The 526-nt window shown below is 67.9% G+C and carries 1 pseudogene; it reads left to right on the top strand.

Going from position 1 to position 526, the window contains the following annotated elements:
• Positions 1 to 526 (top strand): annotated as a pseudogene (locus tag ACJ4V0_RS21535) (IS630 family transposase); the annotation flags it as partial.

Raw genomic sequence — 526 nt, 5'->3', positions numbered from 1 at the left:
GCGCGTCCGCGTCACCCTAAACAGGATGGCGAGGTCATCCAGGCGTTCAAAAAAACTTCGCGCGCACGCTCGAAGCCCATGTCGGCCGGGTAGCCCGCCGCAAGCCCATCGAGATCTGGTTCCAGGACGAAGCTCGCATCGGCCAGAAGAACGGCCTGGTCCGGCAATGGGCCAGACGCGGCACGCGGCCGAGCCAGCCGGCGGACCAGCGCTACGAGAGCGCCTATCTCTTCGGCGCGATATGCCCGGCCAGGGGCGTCGGCGCCGCTCTGGCGCTGCCCTTCGCCGACACCGAGGCGATGCAACTCCACATCGACGAGATCGCCCGCCACGTCGGCAAGGGCGCCCACGCCGTGCTGCTCCTCGACCGGGCCGGCTGGCACACCACCGGCGCGCTGAAATGGCCGAAGAACATCACGCCAATCCTCCTGCCGTCGCGCTCGCCGGAGCTGAATCCGGTCGAGCAGGTCTGGCAGTTCCTGCGCGCCAACTTCCTCTCCAACCGCGTGTTCGAGACCTACGACGA

It is taken from the genome of Phreatobacter aquiterrae (assembly GCF_053471285.1).
This window is presented reverse-complemented; position numbering and strand designations above follow the sequence as displayed.